Genomic DNA, 26322 nt, shown 5'->3' with positions numbered 1-26322 from the left:
TGATTCTCTAACTGTAAAATCATTTGATGGAACAGATACAGAGACTATTACAGTTAATATTACAGGTTCTAATGACAAAGCTACTATCACAGCATCTGACTCTGAAGATACAGCCGTACTTGAAGCAGGTTACAATGTAGCCGGAGATTCAGTAGCAGGCGGAACTCTAAGCGTAGCAGATGTAGATGCAGGCGAAGAAGTATTCCAAACTCCAGCCTCTTTGGCAGGAACATACGGAACATTTACATTTAATACGACTACAGGTGTCTGGTCATATGCACTTGATAACTCAAAACCTGCAACTCAAGAATTAAATGCAGGAGATGCAGTAAGTGATTCTCTAACTGTAAAATCATTTGATGGAACAGATACAGAGACTATTACAGTTAATATTACAGGTTCTAATGACAAAGCTACTATCACAGCATCTGACTCTGAAGATACAGCCGTACTTGAAGCAGGTTACAATGTAGCCGGAGATTCAGTAGCAGGCGGAACTCTAAGCGTAGCAGATGTAGATGCAGGCGAAGAAGTATTCCAAACTCCAGCCTCTTTGGCAGGAACATACGGAACATTTACATTTAATACGACTACAGGTGTCTGGTCATATGCACTTGATAACTCAAAACCTGCAACTCAAGAATTAAATGCAGGAGATGCAGTAAGTGATTCTCTAACTGTAAAATCATTTGATGGAACAGATACAGAGACTATTACAGTTAATATTACAGGTTCTAATGACAAAGCTACTATCACAGCATCTGACTCTGAAGATACAGCCGTACTTGAAGCAGGTTACAATGTAGCCGGAGATTCAGTAGCAGGCGGAACTCTAAGCGTAGCAGATGTAGATGCAGGCGAAGAAGTATTCCAAACTCCAGCCTCTTTGGCAGGAACATACGGAACATTTACATTTAATACGACTACAGGTGTCTGGTCATATGCACTTGATAACTCAAAACCTGCAACTCAAGAATTAAATGCAGGAGATGCAGTAAGTGATTCTCTAACTGTAAAATCATTTGATGGAACAGATACAGAGACTATTACAGTTAATATTACAGGTTCTAATGACAAAGCTACTATCACAGCATCTGACTCTGAAGATACAGCCGTACTTGAAGCAGGTTACAATGTAGCCGGAGATTCAGTAGCAGGCGGAACTCTAAGCGTAGCAGATGTAGATGCAGGCGAAGAAGTATTCCAAACTCCAGCCTCTTTGGCAGGAACATACGGAACATTTACATTTAATACGACTACAGGTGTCTGGTCATATGCACTTGATAACTCAAAACCTGCAACTCAAGAATTAAATGCAGGAGATGCAGTAAGTGATTCTCTAACTGTAAAATCATTTGATGGAACAGATACAGAGACTATTACAGTTAATATTACAGGTTCTAATGACAAAGCTACTATCACAGCATCTGACTCTGAAGATACAGCCGTACTTGAAGCAGGTTACAATGTAGCCGGAGATTCAGTAGCAGGCGGAACTCTAAGCGTAGCAGATGTAGATGCAGGCGAAGAAGTATTCCAAACTCCAGCCTCTTTGGCAGGAACATACGGAACATTTACATTTAATACGACTACAGGTGTCTGGTCATATGCACTTGATAACTCAAAACCTGCAACTCAAGAATTAAATGCAGGAGATGCAGTAAGTGATTCTCTAACTGTAAAATCATTTGATGGAACAGATACAGAGACTATTACAGTTAATATTACAGGTTCTAATGACAAAGCTACTATCACAGCATCTGACTCTGAAGATACAGCCGTACTTGAAGCAGGTTACAATGTAGCCGGAGATTCAGTAGCAGGCGGAACTCTAAGCGTAGCAGATGTAGATGCAGGCGAAGAAGTATTCCAAACTCCAGCCTCTTTGGCAGGAACATACGGAACATTTACATTTAATACGACTACAGGTGTCTGGTCATATGCACTTGATAACTCAAAACCTGCAACTCAAGAATTAAATGCAGGAGATGCAGTAAGTGATTCTCTAACTGTAAAATCATTTGATGGAACAGATACAGAGACTATTACAGTTAATATTACAGGTTCTAATGACAAAGCTACTATCACAGCATCTGACTCTGAAGATACAGCCGTACTTGAAGCAGGTTACAATGTAGCCGGAGATTCAGTAGCAGGCGGAACTCTAAGCGTAGCAGATGTAGATGCAGGCGAAGAAGTATTCCAAACTCCAGCCTCTTTGGCAGGAACATACGGAACATTTACATTTAATACGACTACAGGTGTCTGGTCATATGCACTTGATAACTCAAAACCTGCAACTCAAGAATTAAATGCAGGAGATGCAGTAAGTGATTCTCTAACTGTAAAATCATTTGATGGAACAGATACAGAGACTATTACAGTTAATATTACAGGTTCTAATGACAAAGCTACTATCACAGCATCTGACTCTGAAGATACAGCCGTACTTGAAGCAGGTTACAATGTAGCCGGAGATTCAGTAGCAGGCGGAACTCTAAGCGTAGCAGATGTAGATGCAGGCGAAGAAGTATTCCAAACTCCAGCCTCTTTGGCAGGAACATACGGAACATTTACATTTAATACGACTACAGGTGTCTGGTCATATGCACTTGATAACTCAAAACCTGCAACTCAAGAATTAAATGCAGGAGATGCAGTAAGTGATTCTCTAACTGTAAAATCATTTGATGGAACAGATACAGAGACTATTACAGTTAATATTACAGGTTCTAATGACAAAGCTACTATCACAGCATCTGACTCTGAAGATACAGCCGTACTTGAAGCAGGTTACAATGTAGCCGGAGATTCAGTAGCAGGCGGAACTCTAAGCGTAGCAGATGTAGATGCAGGCGAAGAAGTATTCCAAACTCCAGCCTCTTTGGCAGGAACATACGGAACATTTACATTTAATACGACTACAGGTGTCTGGTCATATGCACTTGATAACTCAAAACCTGCAACTCAAGAATTAAATGCAGGAGATGCAGTAAGTGATTCTCTAACTGTAAAATCATTTGATGGAACAGATACAGAGACTATTACAGTTAATATTACAGGTTCTAATGACTTGGCAACAATCAGTGGAACAAACACAGGTTCAGTAACAGAAGATACAGATGCAGTATTAGATATATTAACTGAAACTGGAACATTAACAGTTGCAGATGTAGATGCTGGAGAAAATATCTTTAGTACAACAGTAACTCCGGTAGGAACTGTACTTGGTAGCCTAAGTATTACAGCAGATGGTGCTTGGACATACACAATAGATAATACATTATCGCAAGTACAGGCTCTAGGTTCAACTGGTAGCTTCACTGAGTCATTTACAGTAAAATCTGTAGATTCAACAGATACAGAAACTATCACTGTAACAGTTAAGGGTACAGATGATGCTCCAACTATCACGGTAACAGCTACAGATTTAATTACAGAAGATGCAGTAGATGCAACAACGGTAATTGCAACTTCAGATGCAAATGATGTAGATAATGATAACGCGTCTATGACATATGCAATTACAGCAGGAACTGATACTAACGGTTACTATGAAATCGATACAGCTACGGGAACAGTAACTCTAAGTGCAGCAGGCATTGCACATGTAAATGATGGTGGAGATTTACCGGATGTAGATGTAACAGTAAGCTCAAATGGTTTAACTGCAAATGATTCAGATACACCAGCAGCTACAATTCCAACTGATGACCCTACGGTAGCAGTAGATGATACAGTCGTAACAGATGAAGATGTTGCAATTGATATAGACGTATTAGCTAATGATACAGATGATGATGGTGCTGTATCAGCTGTAGCTTCTGTAACAGACGGCACAAATGGTACAGTTACAATTAATGAAGATGGAACAGTAAAATATACTCCAAATGAAAACTTTAATGGAGATGATACTTTTACATACACAAATGCAGATGGAGATACAGCAACAGTAAATGTAACTGTTAATCCTGTTGCTGATTTTTTACAAGGCAATGAGTTAAGTGTTCTAATTGGTGAGCCGTTAGTTAACACAGGTAACATTGATCCAGACTATGATGAAGATGATGCGACAAATATCTTCTCATTTAATGGTTTAGTCATTACTTCTTCGACAGATATTTTGAGATTTGTGCCAGGTACTGGTATTGGTGTAGATACGACTGGTAGTAGTAATGATGGAAATCAAATTGATTATACAGTACCTAATAATGAAATGCTAACAGTTTTATTTCCAAATCAAGTAACAAATATGGCACTTGAAGTGAAAAATATTGTTGGTGATGAAATTAAAGTAGTTGCTTTTAGTGAAGATGCAGAGGTTGGGTATTGGTTATTTACAAAAATAAGTAACAATAGTTATACAGCAACATTTACTGATACGGAAGCTAATGTAACTAATGTTGATTGGACAACTGCTTCAGGTAATGCAAGTGACTATATATATCTTGAAAGTGCAGTTGCATATGATAGTATTGTTATCTCGGATAATAATGTAGATGGTGGAGGTTTCTCTCTCAAAAATATTTTTGACCCTAGAATTGTTGATAATACATCGTATACTTATCCATTCTTGATTACAGCAGAATTCCCTTCAAGTAACACAGATTCGATTACAAGTATTCATGTTGGTGAACTTCCAGCTGATACAGTTTTACAAGTATACAATAGTACAACAGGTGTTTATACAGATTTAACACCAGATGTAAATGGAATGTATGATATTCCTCTTTCTCAACTTGATGAGATTGTATTATCAGCAGAAAATGAATTGCCAGTTGATTTTAAACCATTTATTTCAGCAGTAGTAACAGATGGTGCTGACGTGTCAACAACAATTTTTGGAGGTTCAGGTGGTACAGTTATTACTGGCACAGGTGACTCAGACTACATTGATGGACGTGATGGAAGCGACACAATAGATGCCAAAGCTGGTGATGATACTATAATCTATGATAGTATAGATGTCTCTATAGATGGTGGAATAGGTAATGATACTCTTATTGTAAGTAGTACTATTAACTTGTCAAATGTTGATAATATTGAGATAGTTGAGTTAAAAGGAGGAGCAACTGTAACAGGCAGTGATCCATTATTAGGAATTACAGCTGCAGATGTATTAGGTGCTGTAGAATCTGATACCTTAATCATTCAATCTTCTGATGGAAATGCTTATGATCAAGTGAATGTTCATAGCTCATTTGGAACTGCTTCAGCTGTAGTGATTGATGGACAAGATTATGCTCAATATGTTGATTCAGGAGCAACTTTACTTATAGCGATAGAAGATCCGTCTGATATCTTATAAGTTTTTTTAAAACACCCCCGTACATCCCTTGTACGGGGACTTTTCAGACACATTTCATTTACTTTTTTTACCTCATTTTATCTATGGAAAATAATCATTATTATTAAAATCTTTAATATTTAAATTAAAAACAATACTTAAGTACTATATATAAATAAAATTCATGCGCATTCAGTACCAAAGTACTATTTAAATAGTAAAAAATGCATGTTAGTATATAAATACACTAAATTATGGAGGTGTGTTATGGCTACTGGAAAAGTTATTGGGACAGTTCAAGTCTCGGTGGGAAATGTTAGATTGGTCGATACCGAAGGTAATCTCAGAGATGCTACTTATGATGGTCGCATGTATGAGGGAGAACAGATTTATAGTGATGATCCAAACGCACTATTTCAAATCAAATATTCGCAACTTCCTGAAGCCACCGCTTACGATGGCATATTTAGAGTGCTCGCTGATGGTTCGGTGATTGCAGGTCTTGATGGAAATGAAAATATGTTCGGAGACGATATCGACTTTATGGAAACTGCGGCTGGGGATGCAGGAGTTGAAGGAAGCTCTGCTTTCTTAGAAGAAGTCGCTACAGACGAATCATCACTGCTAGGTTTTGGTAGAGGTGCTGATGAAGCAGGACTTCTTGGTGGTGCAGCCGGAGCTGGTGAACAAGGTCTTGCCGATCCTTTTAACGATCAGCCTGATGTTCTTGATGTTACCCTAGGTACTGGTGAAGGATTGATATATGAATCACATGATGCTGATGGAGAAGACGGTACTAGAGATGATGTCTCAACAACATTAACTGGTACATTAACTGCGATAGACAGTAATGTAGATGATACTCATGTCTTTAATACTAGCGACTTGGTAGTTACGTCAACAGATGTTGATCCTAGTGCTATTACTATTGATAGCTTTGTTTTAACAAACAATGACCACGGCGATGACACTCCAAATTCAGCCGACTTTACAATAGTGGGAAATTTTAATGCATTGGGTGCAGGAGAGACTGCAACATTGACATTTACTTATACTGCTACAGATGATAATCCACTTACTAATCAACCAAATCTATCTGATCCAGGAACTTACACTATAGTAGTTACTGGTACAAATGATCAGCCTGTTATTACAGACATAAATCATAATGGTGGAGAAGATACTATTTCATGGTTAATAGGAGCTTCTACACAACCTCAAAATGGAGAAGATTCAGGTCCAGGTGAAGATGGTGGATACTATGATATAGATGGTGCATCTGAAGAAGACATAAATGCTCTCTTTAGTATTGGTGAAGGTTCTGTAGTAGTAAGAGACTTAGATCCTGCAAGTGGTGAAGACTATAACCCAACAGATGGTGCAGCTCTAAAAATCACAATGAATGTAGAAGCTGGTGAAACAGTTATTTTTAACTGGACGTTTAATGATGCAGAAGGATATAATATGCCTGATGATTCAGGCTTTAATCCTGGAGAAGACGATGGTTATAGAGACTTTGGTTTTGTAGTTGTAGATGGAGTTGAGATTAGACTTTTAGCAGATACATTTGAAGAGGGAGACACAAATAGCGGTGTTTTTACACATACATTTGCAGATGCTGGAGAGCATGAGATTACATTTGGTGCTATGAATGATGATGATAGTATTGCTGATTCTAGTTTAGAAGTTACATATGTCTCAGGTGGTACTATTACAGGTACTGAAAATGTTGGTCATGTTGAAGCACTATCTGATGTAGGAACAGTGCTTGATATTCCAGGTGAGATAGTATCAGTTACAAATGAAGATGATATGTCACAAACAATCGTTTCTGGTAATATTGTTCAGTTGGAAGGATACCCAGGAGATGATAATCCGGGAGATGACTCAGGACCTGTAGAAAGTCCAGGTGAAGATTCATCATCAGCAGGAAGTATTGATTACTGGCACTTTTCACATGATGGCGGTCCTATAACTATAGATATGTTAACAGAGTATGGTGAAGATTACGTTGACGTAAATGGTGATGGTGTTCAAGATGAACTTGATTCATATATATATCTATATAGAGATACTGGATCATTTGATCAAGACTCTTATGTAGATTCAAATGATGATTCTGACGTAAACAATGATGGTGATATGGATGATGATGGTGAAGCAGATGGTTCTATCCATTCTTATGATTCATATTTAGACTTTAGTGATTTACCTGCTGGAAACTATGTTCTTGTCGTTGGTGGATATAGTTTAGGTGAAGACTCTATCGGTGGTGATGTGAATTATAATAGTAGCTATGAAGGTCCGTATCAGATTACCTTTACTAGTGAAAGCGAAATTACATTTAATACTACAACAGGTAGTAATATAATATATGAATCTCACGATGGTGAAGATATCCCAGGTGAAGTTGATACACAAGCTGATGAGACTATGATTTTTACAGGTGTAATAGATACTGTCGCAGATGATGATGTTAATGATACACATGCATATGAGCTAGTCGATGGAACTGTAAGAATCAACGGTGAACTTGTAGACCAATCAATGGTTACAGTCTCTTTTAATGAAGAGAGTGGAAACTGGGAATACAGAATCGAAGGTGATTTTAATTATATAGATAAAGATGAGACTGCAACAATCACATTTGATTATGTAGCTATTGATGATAGTGATGACAATATTGCGGGAGATAGAGAAGATCTTGATATTCCTCATGAGTCAGACACATCAGAGGCGGCAACAGTTACATTAACACTTACAGGTACAAATGATCAACCTATAGTGACAGATGAGACAAATGTAGTATCTGAAGAGTCATTAGAAGAAGTAATGATTGGAGAAGATGGAGGAAAAGATGATATTCGAGAAGGTTCTCCAGTAGGTAGAGAGTTAGAAGATGCTAGATATGTCGGTAGCGTAGCTGATAATGTAAGTGATGATGATAACAATGATGGTGGAGAAAATACTCATACCTTTGCTATAGATGAAGGTACATTGACACTATCTCTTACAACAGCAAATCAAGCTTTCTTATCTCTATTTGATGTCAATAACTTAGAGTCGTTTGAACAGTTTATAGAAGGATTTACCCAAGGTAACCTTGATATGAGCATCTTAAATATTGATGAAGATGCAGATGTAGCAGACTCTGTTACTCTAGCGACTACAGTTGATATTCCTCAACACTTTATTGAAGTGTTACAAGAGTACGGCATACTAAACATAGCTATGGCTGAAGATGGTACTTACAGTATTCAAAGTCCACTATTTAACTTGCTTGGAGCAAGTGACAGTATTACTATAGGATTTGATTATAGAGCAACTGATAATGCCGGAGTAGGTGAAGACAATGGACGTGATGAATTATCTGAGAGTGAAGCAGCAACCGTTACTTTAACTATCTTAGGTACAAATGATCAACCTGTAGCTTACGAAGCTGACTATCGTGCATTGGAATCCGAGTTAGCAGATACAACTGTTGGCGGAATCAATGCAACATTCACAGCTAGCTTACCTGGTGCTGATAGTGGAAGTGTACTTAGAGATATATTAACAAGAAGTGGACTAATGGGTGAGGATATGGATGAAGATATCCTTGACGCAGCTACACTTACTTTCCACATAGCAGATGCAGATGTAACAACAGATGTAGAAGAAAGAGAACCAGGTGATGGTATAGATGTTGTAGATGCATCGCAAACTGTAGTCGTGGTAAATGAAGATGGTACATTTAGCGTAACAAATCCAACTTTTGATAATCTAGCTAACGGAGAGACAGCTACTGTAACTTTCCAATACTATATAGATGATGAGAGTGGTGCAATCGCAACTACTGATAATGCTCATGAAAGTACACAGAGTGATCCGGTTGAAGTAACCGTGACAATCACAGGTACAAATGACCAACCAGTTATTCAAAATGTTGGCTTTACTGCCAATGAGTCTCATGATGATACATTCTATCAAAATGGAGAAGATGATACTCAAGGTGACAGTCCTGTTTTACTATCTAGAGTAGATGGAATACTCAGTGCAGATGATGATGATGTCAATAATACACATGTCTTTGGTGTGAAAGACTATACAGCTAGCCAATACTATGGACATGGAAACGGTGGTCCTGGACAAAATGGAGATGAAGGCGATATCAGATTTGATATGGTTGACTTTTACAAAAAAGGTCCTGGTGGCGGTAACCCTGATGATTCAGGTCCAATGACTAGTCTCGGTGAAGATGGTGGTGGGAATGAACCTGTAGGTGTTAAAATGATGATTGCCTCAGAAGATGTAGATGTACATAATCTTGATGTAACCAAACTTACATTCTTTAACAATAATGCTGAAGACAGCCAAATCAACTTTGAGCTAGAGGGTGATTTCAATGCTTTAGGTGTTGGTGAAACAGCTACAATCACGTTTAAATACTTTGCTAATGACAAAGAAGGTTTCGGAGGTCATGGCGGCGGCGGTAGCGGTAGTGACGGCAGTGGAAGCGGCAGTGGCGGTGGAGAAGACATTGCTCCTTTAGATTCTCCTGATGGAGGTCGTGACGAAGGTCCAATGACTGATGAAAACTCTCTTTCTGAAGCCAAACTTGTAACTATTACAATTATGGGTACAAATGATCAGCCTATCATTGAAAATATTGAGACTAGAAATGCTATTGAAACTGATTTAGCAGCGGTGACTTATGGTGCAGATGTTGATGTATTATTGACAGATATAGCTTCAGATACAGCAGAAGGTTCAGCACTTAAAGTTGTTGTTGATACAGCTGCTGGTGAAACAGTATCGTTTAATTGGTCATTTGACTTAAGAGACTGGGACTATATGCAAGATGCAGCATTTGTTGTTGTAGATGGTGTGGTTACTACTTTAGCTGATGGCAGTGTAGACGCAAATGGTACATTCAGTTATGAATTTGCTACTGCTGGTGAACATACAATAGTAGTAGGTGTTCTTAATAATCATGACAACCAAGGCTTTGGAGGCAGTTCACTCTTAGCTATAAATAGTATTAATGGCGGAGAATTGATTTCTGAGGAAACATTTGGTGCAGTGATTAGTAACCCTGATGGTAGTTACGGTATGTCTGCAAATTCAAATCTCCCTGTAGAAGATTTAGAAGCATTTATCGATACACAAGCTGTTACTTATGAAAATGCAGTTCTAACTGGAAACATTGATGATATGGTTGATGTAACTGATGATGATGACAATGACGGTTACGATTACATAGAATTTAGTGATTTACTTGTAGATGGTGTGAATATTAGTGAGTCTCATGATGACTCTGGAGATATTGATCTTGTTACAACTCCGGTGAGAGTTAGTCTAGATGCAAATGGTAACTATACTCTAGTTAGTTCAAGCTTTGACAAACTTGGCGAAGGCGATAGTGTAGAAGTGACTTTCAATGTTCAAGTTCAAGACGATAGTGGTGTGGGAACTGGTACTGATAATGATGAAAGTTCATTCTCTGAAATCAAAACTGTAACTATTGTGATTAACGGAACAAATGATAGTCCTGTACTTAACTCTATAACTACAGATACTAATATTATGGAAACAGATTTAACTGGTTCACCATGGGGCAATACTGATAAACCAGAAAACTCTTTCCTTACAGGTACTTTGGTAGCTGATATTAGTGATGAAGATGTTAATGATTCACATGAATTTGTAGCATTTGGACCAATGAATGCGTTGGTTGTAGATAATAATGGTGTAATTACCGGCAATACAAAAGTTGCTTTAGATTCTGATGGTAACTATTCAGTATTTAATCCATCATTTAATAAATTAGCTGATGGTGAAGAGGTTACAGTCAGCTTTAATGTACGAGTTACAGATGGAACTACGGGTGCAGACAGTGGTGAGAGTGCAATCTCAAATATGCAAACTGTAACACTTACAATAACTGGTACAAATGATCAACCAGTTGTTAAAAATGTATGGATGAGAGTAAGTGAAGAATCACTAGATCCAGATATTGGCTCTAATGAAAATGCAGTCTTTGAAGGAACTCTAACTTCAACTGATGAAGATACTAACAATACAAATCCTCATTATAAAATTGTTGGAGATGTTGAAGTTTCACAAAATGCGGTTGGCATTACAGCAGCAGATATAAGTGTTGCTTTAGCAAATGCTGGCAACAATGGATGGAATACAAGCGGAGACTACACAATCTCTAGTGATAAATTTAACAGCTTAAGAGAGGGTGAATCTCTAACAGTTAGTTTTGATTACAAAGCTTCTGACTGGGAAGGCTTTGGAACGACAGGAGATGGAGATAATGAAGCATCTCACAGTAATGTTAAAACAGTTACTCTCACAATTATAGGAACTAATGATGTTGCAGAAATTAGTCCTATTATCGCTACTGGAAATGTAGTTGAAGATTTACCTTTTACTGCACAAGGTTTCCTAGCTATAACTGATGAGGATTATGGACAGGCAGCATTTGATACAGAATATGTAGCAAATAGCTCAACTGCTTATGGTACATTTACGATGTTTGAAACTGGACATTGGACTTATGTTCTAGACCCAGTTGCATCTCAAGCAGTTGGAGCAGGAGGGGCGGTTGAAACATTTACTGTTTCTTCAGTAGATGGAAGTGCATCTCAACTTATTACTATCAATATTTATGGTAATAATGATGCTCCTGTAGCAATTGGTGAGACTATTACAGTTCTTTCAGACTCTTATAGTGCAGCTATTGCTCCTAATGGTGTTTATGACGGTATGGGTCCTAATTATCATGTTGTGCAAGATTCTAATGGAGATTATGGTATTAATCAAACTGGATGGGGATCAGATAGCAGTTATGAAATTGATAGCTTAGGTCAAAATGAACAAATAATCTTTACTTTTGCTCATGATGTTACTTCTGCTAGAATCTCATATACTAACTTTGATTCAGATGATAATGCATCATATAGACTATACTTAGATGGACAACCGGTTAGTGGTAAAATCTATAATCAACCTAATGGTACTATATTAATAAATCATGGAATCGTGTTTGATGCAATATTTATATATGCAGAACAGGCAGATGGAAACAACGCTTTCCATTGGACAGATTTCCAAGTATCTAACGTAGTTGGATATTATGGATATGAAACTGTTACACCATTTGTTATAGAAGAAGAGACACTATTAGCAAATGACACAGATGTTGAAGGTGATACTTTAGAACTTGGTCTTGTAGATGGTAACTTATATTCTGCAGACAATGGAAGTATTGTTGGTAGCGTAACAATTGATGGAAACGGAGATGTACATGTTAATCCAAATCCAGGAGCAGAGTTTGGTGATTCTGTAAATGAGTTTGCCACATTTGATTACACTGTTGATGATGGTAACGGTGGAACTGCAACAGCAACAGCAACAGTAAATGTAAGAATAGGTACTTTAGCAGAAGGTGTTGCATATGAAAATGTTGACAATGCTCTAATTGTTGATAATTATGATACTTTAGATTTATCTAATGTTTCAAATATCAGTGTTATTCAATTAGGCGAAGATTCAAATGTTGTAGGTGAAGATTCTATCAATATTACAGCTGCAGATGTATTAGACGCATCTGATGATGGTATGTTGGTAATCAACTCATTAGACGGTGACGCTTCTGATCAAGTTAATGTAGATAGCTCATTAACTCAGGTAGATAATTATATAGGTGCAGATGGAACTCTATATGCACAATACACAGGTGAAGGTGCTACGTTATTAATTGAGATTGAAGATACAATCACAACTGATATCTAGTCATATCACTTTATTCCCACGCTTAATTTGCGTGGGAATTTATCTCTTATTTGTTTCTTCTTACATTACTTTACTTTCATAAAATATCTTCAATATACAAAAATATCAAAATTTCACAATAAGATAAGATAATAAGGTTGAGTAAATACCTAATCAGATGGTAGTGGAACGGGTGAAGTATTACTTACAATACAAAAGTACTATATACAAAAAAAAATCTTTATGTTAGGATATGGAAAAATCTGAGGACATTTTATGGTCAATGAAAATATTATAGGTAAAGTTCATATTTCTGTGGGTGATGTTAGGATAGTTGACGTGGAAGGTAATCTTCGTAATGTCAGTAGCCAAGACATACTCTACGATGGTGAACAAATCTATAGTAATGATGCAGATGCACTCTTTCAAGTGAATTATTTAGGGCTTGAAGAGATTTCTACGTACTCTGGTGCCTTTAGAATTCTAGCTGATGATTCGGTTGTCTCTTCTTTAGATGGAAATGATAATATATTTAAAAATGATATTGACTTTAATAATAGTCTAGATCTATCAAATTTAGATTATTTGAGTATAAATGAAGCCATTGAGTTAGGTTCAGAATCAACAATATTGGATGGCATTACAATATCTGATGTAATAACAACGATAGAAGATATAGAAATACCGTATGCTTATACACAAACAGTAGTTGGCAGTGTTGTAAGCAATGATCTTACTTATTATAGTTGTGATGAAGGTTTATTAATTGATATTCCACAGATAATAGATGACATAGTTACCTAAACTGTAAAGCCAAAGAGATTCTGTCTGACACTCCTGCCTTTTCAAATATATGGCGTATATGACCTTTAACAGTTGATAGAGCGATTCTTTGCTGTTGGGATATCTCTTTATTGCTGTAACCATCTGCGATCATAAGAGCTATGTCTTTTTCTTTTTGAGTTAGTAGATGTAAAAACTCTGGTTCACTCTTGTCAATGGTTTGAATATATTTGTTGATTACAAAGTTAGTTAAATCGGTAAATAGCCAACGATAACCACTTTCTATACCTTTTAGCATAGTGAGCAGATTTTCTTTTGCTATATAAGAGTTCTCATAACCTTTTATGCCTTGTTTTAAAAGTTGAGCAGCATGGTGAACTTCTGGTAGAGAATGAAATATTAAAATAGTGGCATTATGGAAAGGTTCTAATTTTATGAGTACATCATCAATATCTGCGACACTTAACTCATCAATCATTATGATTATATTTTCATCTATAGTTTTTAAATAGTCGGTAAGTGCATCAAAACTATCTATAGAGACAGTTAAATACTTGCCAAATAGAGCATTCTGCCAATGTTTTTTTATAGAGGTCATGTTAGTGAATAAAATAATTTTCTTCATCTTATCTCTCGCTTAGTACATTTTCTCTTGCACGTAGTATCGGTTTTAAAATATAATCAAGTACTGTTTTCTTACCAGTGATAATATCTACATCTGCTGTCATTCCAACAATGACATTTAGCTTTTTATCTTCATTTCCTAAATAATTTTTGTCTGTTTTAACACGAACCAGATAGTAACTCTGTTTATCTATTTCATCAACAATCGTGCCAGCACTAATGTGGGTTAAAGTTCCTTGAAGTGAACCATAAATAGCAAAATCATAGGCAGAGAATTTTACGATTGCTCTTTGACCAGGATATAAAAATGCGATATCAGCAGGTCTGATTTTGGCTTCAACAAGTAAGTTGTCTTGAGTCGGTACAATTTCTATTATATCCATTCCAGGCTTTACAACACCGCCAACAGTATTTATTAAAAGTTGCTTGATAGTCCCTGTTACAGGTGAACGTACAAAGGTTCTTTGTACCTTGTCTTCTCTGGCAATATTTGTTCTTTTTATCCTAGTCATCTCTGCTTTAGCTTCATTATAAGCCTCTTTTGCAGCATTGTGAAATGCTAGTTCTACTTCTCTAATATTGTCTTTTTGTTCTTCAAGAACAGATATTAAACGAGGTATGGAGAGTTCAATGGCACCCATCTCACCTTGGATAGTACTCTGTTGTCTTTGGAGTTGTAAAAATTCCACTTCTGAGACGATACCTTTTTTAACAAGAGGTTTGTTAAGGGCTACTTCTCTTGAAATTAGTGTATAGTTATTTGTAAGCTGAATCAGCTTTGCCTGAGCCTCTTTTAATTCATTTCTTTTTTGATTAAGACGGCGGTTATAGATCATAATATTGTTGTTTAGCTGTTCTTTATTAGTTCTGTATAGAGAAAATTCATGTTTTATTAGTTCAGGAGATTTTTTTCTTATCTCTTTAGTAGCTGAAAATGCATTTCCAGTTGATTCAGCTAAAAGACGAATAGTTTTTGCTTCTAGTTCATTGTATCGAAGTTGAGATTCTATAAACATACTTGCAAAGTTTGTATCGTCAATCTTGACAAGGATATCTCCTTTTTTTACAGTATCACCTTCTTTTACAAGAAGTTCGCTAACAATTCCACCTTCAAGGTTTTGAATCACTTGTATTTTATTTGATGGAATAATTTTACCTTGACCACGAGTTAGAGCATCAATCTTTGCATTATAAGCCCAAGCAATCAACCAAATAATTACAAACATTCCTATCCATAGCAAAAGCTTTGTTTTGAGATTGTTCTGCATTAACATTGCTGAACTGACAGAGCTCATATACTCTAAATCATCTTCATCTTTTACAGATAGTTTTTTAATATCTTTTCTTTCGTAGGAATAATCTACAAATTTATCTTTTAGACTCATGATACGGCCTTTTTGGGTCTGCTGAGTTGCTCTATTACACTCGCTCTTGTATCATCTAGAATAACTTTTCCTTGAGCTAACAGTATCAGCCTGTCGGTAAGTGGAAGCAGGTTGTTTTTATGAGATATAAGTATCATTGTTTTGTTTTTTCTATATACCTTCATAGCCCTTATAAAATGACCTTCATGTGTACTATCCATAGAATTAGTAGGCTCATCAAGTAAAACAATAGGGGCAGGGTGTATAAAAGCTCTAGCAATAGAGATAGATTGTTTCTGACCACCTGAGAGGCCGTCACCTCTCTCTCCCACAGGCATATCAAATCCCATAGGATGAATATTTACAAAGTGATCTAGTCCACTTAGTTTAGCAACTTCTAGTATCTGTTGATCATTGGCATCTGGAGCGCGCAAGATAATGTTGTCTTTTAGAGTACCTCTAAATAGAACTACATCTTGTGGTACATAGGAGATGTTTTCTCTTAAATCTGCAGGATCAATTTGTTGTATATCTATTCCATCAATAAGTATAGAACCTTCTGTAGGCTCATAAAGTCCAAGAATAAGTTTTTCTATGCTTGTTTTTCCAGAGCCATTTGTCCCTATGATACCAACAGATTCACCAGGGTTTATAGTGAAGCTAACATCATCTAAAACTTTTTTGTCTGTATTTGGATAGATTAAGCTTACATGTTGAAACTCTATCTTACCTTTAAAAGAAGGACGTTGAACAAACTTTTTAGCATCTTCACGTTCAACATCAAGGTGCATAATTCCATCAATTGCGTCATAGGCAGTTTTAGTCTGCTGTAGATTTGCTATAAGAGAAGCCACTTGACCTAAAGGTGCAAGCATTCTAGAAGAGAGCATTACGACAGCGATTAAACCACCCATACTTAGTGATTTGTCACCTATGGCATATACACCACCGATTATGATTGATACTGTATTCATCTGGACTATAAAGTTTACAAAAGTAGATATAGAGTTAGATAAGATCTTAGACTTCAATCCTTTTTGAGCAACTCCGCCTGCAGCTTCTTCCCATTTCCACTGAGACTGTCCACTGATTCCAAGTGCTTTAATGGTCTCTAATGCAGATAGTGATTCAATAAGAACAGCATTCTTAAGTGCAGAAGCTTCATAAGTACTCTCAACAGAACGTCTCATTGGTTTTTCAACAATCAGACTATAAATAACTATGACTAAACCACTTACCATTGGAATGGCTACCAGCCAACCACCAATAACATAGACTATAAATAAAAATATAATACTAAACGGTAAATCTATTAGAGCTGCTATAGAAGAAGCTGTAAAGAAACCGCGTATAGAGTCGAAGTCTTTTAGATTACTAGCAAAAGAACCTACTGAAGCTGGTTTGGAAGCTATTTTTAGATTTAAAACTCTTTCAAATATAATAGAGGACATAATAATATCACTCTTTTTAGCCGCATTTTCAAGAAAGTAAGAGCGTAAAAATTTAAGCACCATATCAAAGACATAGATAACTATGATACCTGTGGCAAAGACCCACATAGTATCTATGGCATTATTAGGTACAACTCTGTCGTATATGTTAAGCGTAAATATAGGACTTGCCATTACAAATATATTTATTAAAAACGAGGCTATTATAACATCAGAGTAAACACCTTTAGAGTACCCAAGGGTTCCCCAAAACCAATGATGTTTTTCATGTTTTAGTATACGCTTATGTGCATCTTTATAGCTATGGTCCGGTTTGATTAAAAATGCAAAGTTTATATATTCTTCTTCTAGTGTATCAACTTCAACCCAGTTTTCTCCGCCATCTAGTTCTGGCAGTATTATTCTTGCGTATTTTCTATCTGGGCTTATTTCAGTGAGTATACAGGCGTTTTCAGCTTCCTTATCACCTTTTAAAATTAAAATTACTGGAAGAAGTAGCGGGGATATATCTTTAAATGAGTAGTTTACTAACTTAGAGCTAAATCCGGCACGTTGAGCTGCTCGAAAGAAAGCAGATTTTGCTTCTCTTGAATCTAGAGAAAAGAGCTTTGGTATAGATCTACCAGGCTCAACTGGGAGGTCTGCTACCAAAGCTTCTGCACTAAAAGGCCTATTATAGAGTTTGGTGAAGATCACCAAACACTCTAGGATAGGGTCTTTAAAATCTCTATTTAATGACGACATTCATTTCTTCTAACATTTTACCAGTGTGTGATAAAATTCCATAGTATGCAGTCAAGTTGTCATATACTGCATTAACTTTACGGTTTTTTGCATTGTTGTATTCTAGTTCGATGTTTAGAAGATCTATAATACTTCTTCTGCCTAACTCATTTTCTTGCTGATAGTCAGAAACTGTTTTAGCACTCGCGGCAATGTTTTTATCAATATAAACTAACTGTTTTTTAGTCATTTCATATGTAACCCAAGCAATTTTAGTATTTGCTTTGATATAAAGTTTTGCATCTGCAAGTGTAGAATTTTGTTGAAGAAGAATGTGTTGATTTGCTTGCTTATTTGCAGCATCTGATAGACCGTTGAAGATATTATAATTAATAACTAGCATTCCGCTATAACCAGAATCTTCAGCCTCTAAATCATTTTCATTTGTAACAGTATTGTAGCCTACACCGTGAACTTGATCGTTCCAGTAACCTCTAACTACAATATCTGCAGATGGATAGTATGGTGCATTTGCACGACCAACCGCAGACTTAGCTGCTTCTATGTCATTCTGAGAAACAGCTATTGTTGGATTGTCTTTTATTGCAACTTCAACTAGTGAATCAAGCCCTTCTGCCGGTAATGCACCTGCAACAGGTTTTTCTAAGTCTGCCGGAGCAATGCCAGGTAAAATGCGCTCAAAGCTGTAAGTAGCAATTAAGTGATTTTGCTCTGCTAAGTATTCAGCAGTTTTTGCATTTTCATAACGAGATAGAGTTTGCTCATAGTCAGAATTTCTAGCTATACCAGCATCCACTTTCTCTTTTATCTGTTTAAGGTACTTGTCATGTACCGTTACGTTCTCTTTAGCAATATTGTATAGTTCAAGAGTTTTAAGTACGTCTAGATATGCTGTTGTTGCTTCTAGTGCTAAAGAATTTGCACTCTCAACTACAGTACTGCTAGCAGCTAGTATTAATGACTTTTGCTCTTTCATCCCATACATTGTATTTAAACCAGCAAATACATTTTGCGTTAAGGCAGCAGAAGCTTCTTGTCTAGTCATTTTAGCTTCTTCTCTTAAGTTCGCAGGTGTTTTTGTTGCTTCAGGCCCGATAGAGTAAGAAAGATCCACAGAAGGTAAATAACCTGCTCTGACTTGCGTCAATCTCTCTTTATTTACGTTAACCGACTCTTTTTTTATCTGAATTTGTGGATGCGTTTGGATCGTATTCTGCACAACTTCAGTGATGGATATTGCACTTAATAGTGCTGGCAATAGGCTTAGTGATAGTAATGGAAATCGTTTCATCTTGTATCCTTTCAGTGTATATATTCTAAGTATACTAACAAAATATTGTTAGTTTTCTTAAATTAATGTCATTTTAAGCTTTTTATGGTAAATGTCTCTGAAAAATATATTGTTTTTATAGAGTTTGAGTGCTTGTTACACAGTTTCTACCGTTTTCTTTTGAGAGGTAAAGAGCCTTGTCAGCACTGTCAATTAGTGTTTCTACACTCATACCTCTCTCAAATGTAGAGACTCCAAAACTTGCAGTTTTGTGTTTCACTGTGGAAAAATTATTTTGAAAAATTATTTTTTGTAATTTATTTGCAAGTTGCATAGCTTGGTCTAAATTTGTATGAGGGAGAATTATTAAGAACTCTTCACCTCCCCATCTGCCAAGTATATCACCTTTTCTGATTGAAGATTGAAGAATTTTGGCAAATTCTATAATTACACTGTCTCCAACAATGTGTCCATAATCATCATTTACACTCTTAAAAAAGTCGATATCAAGAAGAATTATACTAGTCAGTTCATTATCTCGATAGAAACGGTAATATTGACTCTGTAAAACATCATCTATATGCATTCTATTGCTAACTTTAGTAAGTTGGTCTGTTCTTGATAGCTTTTGAAGTTTTAACTCACTATTCTTAAGAGCAGATATATCTGTAAGGTAACCAACGAAGTTGATGATTTCATTATTAGCATTTCTAACGATTACAGTAGAGTCTAATATCCATTTTATATCACCATCTTTTGTAACTACACGATATGGTTTATGCTTGAAAAAGTAAACTTTATTTTCAATAGCTTTTGTTACTTCTTGGATGACTTGTTTTTTATCATCATGATGAATGCATCCAATATATGTAATAGTGCCAGTGCCAAAATCATTTTGGGTATGACCAAGAAGCTTATCAACACTTAATGAAACAGAATCAACACTCCAATTTTCATCGTTATTCCATTTGAATAATACAGCATCGCTTAGATCAAATAGTGAAAGAAGAACATCTTGGTCTTTTTTTTGTTCATCTGCTTGTTCTTTTAGTCTAATAGGTGTTTTTGAGAAAAAGTATGAAATAGGAAAAGATATTAATACAATACCAATCATAATCCATATAAGTTGATTTAGGTGTTCACTAATCTCTTTTTGAATGTAGTCTGTTTTTGGCTTTATTACCATATGTAGGTTTTCACCATTGTTTAGAGAAATTTTATTTGAATATAAATTTTGCCCAAAGTACTCAGTGTTGTAAATGATATGTTTTGCTTCTTCAGCAAAGTGAGAATAGATTGTTTTATCTTCTTCTATATATTTATTCCAACAGTGAGAGTGAGTAGAATCAACCAAAATATCTCCGTCGTTGTCGAATAAAAAAATATCATATAGCGGAGTGTTGACAAGTTCATATAAAAAGTTTTTCATAAAAATATTAATAATTAAAATACCAGCTTGTTTTGAGTTATGAAAGACAGGTGTGCCAATACGGAGAACTGGTTTAATTGGTATCTCTATCTTTCCTTGTTCTATGTTCAGATCAAGTTTAGAATACCAAAAAACATTCTGATCAGTATCTGATATATCTTTAAAATAGTAACGACTACTTTTATTTTGAAGTTTTTCTTTCTCAATTAAATAAGTCTCAGAAGAAAACTCTTCTCTATCTATTCGGATTATTTCCATACCTGTATTATCTATGTATCTCAATTGCATGATATTGTCAGAAGTACTTGCAATATCTAAAAAGAGTGAATTTGCTAGCTTTATATTTTTTGTGTCTTTGAGGTAGCTACGGAAGATATCAGATGAGATTATAGATGAGAGTTTTAGGTTTGTGTCTTTGATATATGATTTGAATATTTCATTTCTATCTTGAAACGTCTCAGATGCTTTTTTGATACTCGCAGATTTAAGACTTATCTCTTCAATTTTGAATACAGCCAATTGGGTTAGAAGAACTAAAATTAATCCATAACCAATGAAAGCAAAAAATAATTTAAATTTAAATGAAAATTTCACTCATTAAACCTTCTTAATTACATACGTATAGTATTATAACATAGCAAAATTAAAAGGAGTGACATTTGGAAATAAACCAAGAAGAACTAACATATATACTCAATATCTTAGATGCTGAAATAAATCAGTATAAAGAGAGTGACACGAGTGTACACCCTTATGATATAGCAGAGCAACTTCTTAAGCTTAGAGAGTTAAGCAGTGAAGAGTATGAAAAAATCATCAAAAAGATGCCTCATGAACTCTTTGCTGAGGTTTTATCTGAGCTTCCAGACTATGTTCAAGAAGAGACAGCAGACATTTTTAGTGTTAAAAAACTTGCTAACATTGCTTCTCTTATGGATACAGATGACGCAGCCACACTTATTCAGAATATCAGTGAAGAGCATGAGGAGATTTCTCAGGACATCTTAGGCCACTTTGATGATGAAGACAAAGAACTTATGAAGCAACTTATATCTTATGAATGGGATGAAGCTGGTTCTTATATGCAAACTGAACTTTTTAGTGCAAAAATAGATGAGAATATTGGTGTAGCGTTAGAGAGACTTAAAGTATTAAAGATAAGTGGTGAAGTTGATAATATCTGGCATGTTCATCTTGTCAATGAAAGAGATAAATATTTAGGTTCAGTAGGTCTTGAAGATTTGATTATTTTTGACCATGCTTTAAACTTTGAAGATATTCCTTATGATAAACATAAAAATTACTCTGTAAATCATAAAGAGAACATTAAAGATGTTGTAGAAAAAGTAACTAACTACAACCTTAACGCTATCGCCGTTCTGGACAATAAAAACAGACTTATAGGTAGAATTACTTCTGATGATATTTATGACATCATTGAAGAAACTGCTACAGAGCAAATCTTTAACCTAGCTGGTGTTAATGACGAAGCTGAGCAAGATGAAGATATGTTTCAAATTGGTAAAACACGAGCTATATGGCTCGGGCTTAACCTTTTAACAGCTATTGCTGCATCTTTGGTTATTGGTATGTTTGATGCAACCATTCAATCTTTAGTTGCATTAGCTATTTTAATGCCTATCGTTGCTTCTATGGGTGGAAATGCGGGAACACAAACACTTACTGTAACCGTGCGTCAAATGGCACTTGGTGATATTGAAGGTGAAGATGCAAAAAAAACAATTTATAAAGAAGTTGTAATATCTTTAGTCAATGGAACTTTTTTTGCAATTGTAATTGGTATTATCGCTTACTTTTGGTTTAATATGCCGATGCTAGGTGTCGTTATAGGTTTATCTATGATTATCAACCTACTTGGAGCTGGTTTTTTTGGAAGCGTTATACCATTGGTTCTCCAAAGAGCTGGAGTTGATCCAGCTATAGGAAGTAGCGTTTTACTTACTACAGTAACGGATATAGTAGGTTTTTTCAGCTTTCTAGGCTTAGCAAGCATTATACTTTTATAAGGAGAGTGAGTTGGAAATAAGCATAGAAAAACAGGATAAAAAATTAAAATATTTTATTGAAGATTATTGGGATATATTTTTAGGAATAAGCAGCATTATGGTTGCCTTTTATTTTCATAAGATGGGACAAGGTGGCGCAGCTACTCTTTTTGCAGCTATCGGTATTGGTTCACTTTCATTAAGTGTTTCTGAAGTTGCAGAGATTCTCTCAGAGAGGCTTCAAGAGCCCTATGGTAGTTTTGTACTAACTTTAAGTGCTGTTGTTGTTGAGATTATACTTTTGTATATTATTTTACTTCAAGCAGTTACTGATCCTACTGTTGTAGATACGGTTAAGGGTGGTATTATTTCCGCAGTTATTGTTGATATGAATGTTCTTTTAGGGCTTGCAGTATTTCTAGGTGGTCTAAAATTTACAGAACAAGAGCACAATAAAGAAACTTCTAGTGCGTATACAACGATTTTATTTGTAACAGCCGCGGCTTTACTTGTTCCAAGTGTATTAAGCCTAGGTAAGCATTCAGCTGAAGTAATAGAAGATGCTTCAATGTGGATTTCCGTACTGTTAATGGTATTTTATATCATAATCTTAGTCTTTCAAACGAGAACGCATACACACTTCTTTAAAAGTACCACAAGAAGTAGAATTTTTAGACTGAAAAGAAAGATGGCTGAAAAAGATTCAGGAGATGAGGAAGAAGATGATTATGTCTTTGAAAAATTTAATAAGCTTGGGCTTATTGCTTCTATATTTGTCTTTATTACTATCATAGCCATAGGTGCTGAAATCTTTGCCAATGATGGGATTAAACTTGCTAAAGAGTATGGTATATCTGTTGGTATATCAGGTTTAATTATTGCTATTGTTGCAGTATCTCCTGAAATAGTAACAGCGATTAAAGCTGCAAAAAATGATGAGATACAAAGAGTTGTAAATATTGCTATGGGTGCTTCTACTGTTTCTATCTTATTGACAGTTCCTATTTTGATGGGCTTAGCGTATCTTAGTGGAATACGTTTTACACTTGATTTCAATCCACTGGAAATCGGTGCTTTAATACTCACAGTAATTCTAGCATGGAAAACAACAGATGAAGGGCAAACTAATTATTTTGAAGGAATGTCACATTTAATGTTCTTCTTAGCGTTTACAATTATTGCAATTTATTATTAAAAAATAAAGATATACAATCTTTACTGTAAACTATATAAAAAAAGGAGAAAAAAGGTGAAAATAAGAGTCTACTACGAAGACACAGACACAGGCGGAGTCGTTTATCACTCTAATTATTTAAATTTTTGTGAGAGAGCTAGAAGTGATGCTTTTTTCAAAAAAGGTATGACACCTGTTCTGGATAATGGACATTTTGTTGCAAGAAAACTAGAAGCTGACTATATAATCAGTGCTAAACTTGGAGATGTATTAGATATTAAAACAGAACTTATTCAAATGAAAGCGGCTTCATTTATACTTTCTCAAACTATATATAGAGATGGCAAAAAAATATTTGGATTGTCTATAACACTGGCTTACATCACTTTTGAAGGAAGACCTCAAAAGATAGATGCAGATACAAAAGAACTAATCTTATCACTCTTCGATATTTGATATATGAGATATGTGATTAATAAACCTATATTTAGCAGGAGTTAAAAGCTCTATAGGGTAGATCATTTGATTGTCCTGTATAGCTATATTGTATTCTCGATCTTCTCTTGTGGCAAGATTGAAGAAGTAATCAACACCTACAGTAGTTGTGTAGTTAATCCAATCATAAACAATATCATTACTTAAAAGAGAATTTGTTTCAATCAGTATGTTGTTGTTTTGAGTGATAGAATTAGCTATTATCATGTTTTTTCTATCTTCATACTGTGTCATAGATAGTATGAGGGGATCATAGTTAATCTGAGTAGATAAAACATTTGTAGCATTTGTATCATATAGTGTAAGCTGAGACATAATCATGCCAGTCTTTACAATTGGTGTATTTATAAAAAAAGATCCGTTTACTATATTTGTGTTTTCAAAAAGTTCTTTTTCTAAATTTGTAGTTCTTTTTGGGATTGAAAATTTAACTACTGTTTTGTTTGAATCTAAGATCAAAGCATCTTTTTCTTCTGCGCTTAAGTTTTGATCAATGCCAGCATTCATAAACTGCGCTTCTTCATAAAGGCTTAGTTTTTTACCTATGCTGGACTTGTCGTAAAATATAACAAGAGGAGATACAGCTTCTTTTAAAAGCAGGTCGCTTTGTGCATGATAATCAATACCGCCATAAACTAGGTATGATGAAGTAGAAGTTACATCTTTTTTATTGATTGTTGGAAAAAATATGTTCATATCTGGGTTTATCTCACCTACAGCATCTGCCCCTTTTTGAGTAAGAGGTGCAATGACGTAGTTAAAACCGTCTTTAGAGATTTTTAGTAATGCATTCTTAATATCTTCAATACTTTCACTCTCTATTTTATAGCTCTTTAACTCAAAAGAATGATTTTTTGCTATTAGATAAGCGAATGAAGCATTAGTAGTTGATGAAGCATATCTGCCGATTACTTTGTAAGGTAGTAGTAGGGCAATACGGAGTTTGTCTGTAAGTACAGATGAGCCAAGATTTAAGATAGATATACTCATCATTCTTACTTCATCTTGCTCTTTATTTTCTAATTTTGCATCAGCATGAGAAAGGAATGAAAAAATCATCTCATTATCAAGGTACTCTTGCATACAGCGCTCAGTACATGGATATGGATCAAGGTTCTGAATATAAGTCTTAGGAAGAGGAATATTTGAGATTAGATAACTCTGAGCAAATATTACAATAGGAAATATTAATGTTAGTAGATATAGTTTTTTCATAGGCAGCTCTTTATAGTTTTTAAATCATTTAAAGTGATTCTCTTAAGTTCTGGATTTCTCAGTAAAAACTGAGGATGATATATTGGAATAAGTTTATATTTTTTGAAGTCTATTACATGTCCTCTAACATTTTGAAAATCACTCTCTTCGCTTGTCAGTTTAAAGTATGCTTCTTCACCGAGCGTAACAATTACTTTAGGTTTTACAAAATCTATTTGAGTAAATAGATATGACTTACATGAGTCCCACTCAGATGCAGATGGTACGTTTGAGTTTAAAGGTTTGCATTTTATTGCATGAGTAAAATAAACATCATCTGTTTTAAGCCCTATAACTTTTTCAATCATATTTGTTAAACTCTCACCGCTTCTTCCGCTGTAGTATCCATTGTTGGAATCATCACTCATAGAAACGCTAAAATCTACTATCATTAATTCCGCATTAGGATTTCCGTAACCGCTCATACTTTGCTGCCTGGATTTACTCAGATCACAAAGGTGGCAAGAAGAGATGTTCTGTGAAAGTTCATTGAGTGTTTTAGGCTCTTCGTGAGTACTCTTTTCATTTACATAAAATGGATCAGTATAGTCAAATCCAAGAGCTTTTAAGCGATAGAGATTTTGAAGAAGAATTAGATTTTGAAAAGACTTCACTCTTGTACCTACCACTTATGTTTTTGTGAGTATAGTTAAAGTGTGGTTAAAATCTACTTTAGAATA

13 protein-coding genes are annotated in these 26322 nt (G+C 35.4%); 6 read left to right on the top strand and 7 right to left on the bottom strand.

Annotated elements, in window-relative coordinates:
* The 3 genes from SMGD1_RS14500 to SMGD1_RS14420 all read left to right on the top strand — a co-directional run.
* A partial coding sequence (locus SMGD1_RS14500) for a beta strand repeat-containing protein (protein ID WP_008340241.1) occupies positions 1-5308 on the top strand: 5308 nt, incomplete at its 5' end.
* 246 nt (positions 5309-5554) lie between these two features.
* Positions 5555-13069 (top strand): VCBS domain-containing protein, encoded by a 7515-nt coding sequence (locus SMGD1_RS14425; protein ID WP_008341633.1) that lies wholly within the window; start codon positions 5555-5557, stop codon positions 13067-13069.
* A gap of 255 nt (positions 13070-13324) precedes the next feature.
* Positions 13325-13852 carry a hypothetical protein gene (locus SMGD1_RS14420; RefSeq protein WP_008341631.1) on the top strand — a complete coding sequence of 176 codons (528 nt, stop codon included), beginning with the start codon at positions 13325-13327 and terminating at the stop codon, positions 13850-13852.
* Here the strand turns inward: SMGD1_RS14420 and SMGD1_RS14415 are convergent.
* The 5 genes from SMGD1_RS14415 to SMGD1_RS14395 form a co-directional block, all read right to left on the bottom strand.
* Positions 13845-14456: a helix-turn-helix transcriptional regulator gene (locus SMGD1_RS14415; RefSeq protein ID WP_008337325.1), complete on the bottom strand. Its 612-nt coding sequence runs from the start codon at positions 14454-14456 to the stop codon at positions 13845-13847. The two genes, SMGD1_RS14420 and SMGD1_RS14415, sit on opposite strands and share 8 nt — an antisense overlap.
* Position 14457: 1 nt before the next feature.
* A complete protein-coding gene (locus SMGD1_RS14410; RefSeq protein WP_008337353.1) occupies positions 14458-15840 on the bottom strand; it encodes an HlyD family type I secretion periplasmic adaptor subunit in 1383 nt (460 codons plus the stop codon).
* Positions 15837-18014, bottom strand: a complete 2178-nt coding sequence (locus tag SMGD1_RS14405; RefSeq protein WP_008337192.1) for a type I secretion system permease/ATPase — start codon at positions 18012-18014, stop codon at positions 15837-15839. Before SMGD1_RS14405 ends, SMGD1_RS14410 begins: the two co-directional genes overlap by 4 nt.
* Positions 17998-19305: a TolC family outer membrane protein gene (locus SMGD1_RS14400; RefSeq protein ID WP_008337078.1), complete on the bottom strand. Its 1308-nt coding sequence runs from the start codon at positions 19303-19305 to the stop codon at positions 17998-18000. Before SMGD1_RS14400 ends, SMGD1_RS14405 begins: the two co-directional genes overlap by 17 nt.
* 115 nt (positions 19306-19420) lie before the next feature.
* Positions 19421-21307, bottom strand: coding sequence for a sensor domain-containing diguanylate cyclase (locus tag SMGD1_RS14395; protein ID WP_008337468.1), 1887 nt, complete (start codon positions 21305-21307; stop codon positions 19421-19423).
* Positions 21308-21372: 65 nt separating this feature from the next.
* On the opposite strand from SMGD1_RS14395, the gene mgtE reads away from it, so the two are divergent.
* From mgtE to SMGD1_RS14380, 3 genes are read left to right on the top strand one after another with little or no spacing between them, the layout of a single operon-like run.
* A complete protein-coding gene (gene mgtE / locus SMGD1_RS14390) occupies positions 21373-22740 on the top strand; it encodes a magnesium transporter (protein ID WP_008337099.1) in 1368 nt (455 codons plus the stop codon).
* Between the two features lie 10 nt (positions 22741-22750).
* Positions 22751-23914 carry a calcium:cation antiporter gene (locus tag SMGD1_RS14385; RefSeq protein WP_008337090.1) on the top strand — a complete coding sequence of 388 codons (1164 nt, stop codon included), beginning with the start codon at positions 22751-22753 and terminating at the stop codon, positions 23912-23914.
* A 54-nt stretch (positions 23915-23968) separates the two neighbouring features.
* A complete protein-coding gene (locus tag SMGD1_RS14380) occupies positions 23969-24349 on the top strand; it encodes a YbgC/FadM family acyl-CoA thioesterase (RefSeq protein ID WP_008341625.1) in 381 nt (126 codons plus the stop codon).
* Here SMGD1_RS14380 and SMGD1_RS14375 read toward each other — a convergent pair.
* Both SMGD1_RS14375 and SMGD1_RS14370 read right to left on the bottom strand, forming a co-directional pair.
* Positions 24332-25603 (bottom strand): type 1 periplasmic-binding domain-containing protein, encoded by a 1272-nt coding sequence (locus tag SMGD1_RS14375; protein ID WP_008337552.1) that lies wholly within the window; start codon positions 25601-25603, stop codon positions 24332-24334. The two genes, SMGD1_RS14380 and SMGD1_RS14375, sit on opposite strands and share 18 nt — an antisense overlap.
* Positions 25600-26256 (bottom strand): uracil-DNA glycosylase, encoded by a 657-nt coding sequence (locus SMGD1_RS14370; RefSeq protein WP_008337435.1) that lies wholly within the window; start codon positions 26254-26256, stop codon positions 25600-25602. Before SMGD1_RS14370 ends, SMGD1_RS14375 begins: the two co-directional genes overlap by 4 nt.
* Positions 26257-26322: the final 66 nt, after the last annotated feature.

The sequence above is a fragment of the Sulfurimonas gotlandica GD1 genome, from assembly GCF_000242915.1.
Lineage (GTDB): Bacteria > Campylobacterota > Campylobacteria > Campylobacterales > Sulfurimonadaceae > Sulfurimonas > Sulfurimonas gotlandica.
The sequence above is the reverse complement of the archived record's forward strand: the minus strand, read 5'-3'. Positions and strand labels throughout refer to the sequence as shown.